Here is a 1,792-nt window from a genome sequence, read left to right on the forward strand (position 1 = left end):
GATGATTTTAGTACTCGCGAACACATGATCAACGCAAGGTAAAAGAGCAAGGGGATGGCGCCAGTAATAGCATTATGTCTTGAACAAACGCCGAGAAATATTAGAAATATGGCAAGCAGCGATAAGAGAATAAACACCCATCTATTCATGACATGTCTCATGGAGGCGATAACCACAAAACCGGCCAGAAAAAAAGCCGCCATCAGCACGTCTTTCCAAATAACTGCCACGGTACCAAGCACCGAAGGAATAGTTAAATAAATAAGCAAGAATGCCGTCGTGTATCCTATTTTTTCTGTAAAAGTAAATACAATAAAAAAAATGGAAAAAAGTAGAAGAAATATCTGCGAAAAATGCATAGCAGAAGGATTGTCTGACACCAGGTCAACAGCACGCCAGACATAACTAACCATTGGCGGCCACATTGAGTCAGTTACTCCAATTCTTGCACTGCGAAGCGCATGCAAGGTGTCRTACGACATGAAGCCTGGATAGAATAATGCCGCGACCCCCATCGACACCAACAAGGGTATCGCCAATAAATAAACTCTTTCTGTCTCTACTCGCATTTTTGTCCAGCAATATTTTAATCCCGAGACCACCGGAAGGGTCAGGAAAGCACTAATTATGCAACATTGAGCTTTACAAGCTTAGTTGCTACTTGTTAATCAGTTGACTAAAAATGACATACTTACGAGTAGTTTCGGATTCGTCGAATCAGTCCCGAAATCCCCTCCCGCCTTAATAGTCCCATCATTGATTTAGCAACACGAAACCCGTAACTGGGCGAGAAAACTCCCCGTATAACCTGGCCAACCAGGGTTCTCTGTTTAATACCAGCGCCATTGGAACCCGGAAGACTACCTTGTGCGACTTCCGCCTTCCACCAACTCAGGAAACATGGCTCTACAACACTGTAAGGCTCAGGAAATGCCTTCTGAACATCTTGTCTTGCTTGGTAAATTCGCCGTGATTCACGCGGAATAGTTTCACCATTCTCGAATTGGCCGTAAAACCAGCCCTTGTAACGCGCATCACCTTGCCCCTCTGCAAGCAAATCCTTTCCGTACGTATCCCATAGTTCATGAGCAATCGACTGGTTGGAGGCATAGCGCATGAGCATGGCAGCGCCATTGCCGTTGTCATAGCTGGTGAAATGATAGAAGCGTAGCGGTGTACCCGCAACAAGGAATACTCCGGCATCGTCCTTGGAAAGACGACGATGAGCTATATTCCATGTCGCAACATTGCAGCCCCGATCTCTAACAATACCCAGACTGCTAAAAAAGGCTGGGGCCAGATCACACCAGCGCTGATCCGTAAAAAGACCACCTGGAATGTCATCACGACAGAAAAGTCGCAGACGTTCTGCCCACCAGCGGATAAAATCCAGTCCTTGACCAGAAGTTCTAGCTGCAAAAAAACCAAGATTATAAACGCCGTGTTTCAGCGCTGAAATTTCATTATCCTGAATCGCACCAATATCATGCTCAGCATCGAGCAGGTGCGGCGTCAGCAAAATCTCATGCTGATCAAGCATTGCCTCAAGCGAGCTCAATGAACTAAACAGCTTGATGTCCGGATCGATGTACATAATCTTGTCAACGTCCGGTCGTTGCGCAAGCAGCTCAGCTGCAGGCCCCTTCACCGCAGTGCAAAGCTCCACAACTGCATGACCAAAGGCCCAAGCCTTCCAGTTTAACAGCCCAAGTTGATCGATAGTGAGAACTTCATCGAATGGTTCCTGCTTTAGATCAAATCCAACTGGTAGGTCATCGGAATAGAGCAACAC

2 protein-coding genes are annotated in these 1,792 nt (G+C 46.3%); both read right to left on the reverse strand.

Annotated features, from left to right (window positions below):
* Positions 1-569: hypothetical protein (locus tag AC1DUR_RS25760; protein ID WP_477722387.1), on the reverse strand; the 569-nt coding region annotated here is incomplete at its 3' end.
* 122 nt (positions 570-691) lie between these two features.
* Positions 692-1,792: hypothetical protein (locus tag AC1DUR_RS25765; RefSeq protein WP_477722388.1), on the reverse strand; the 1,101-nt coding region annotated here is incomplete at its 5' end.

The sequence above is a fragment of the Polaromonas sp. P4_F4 genome, assembly GCF_056401355.1.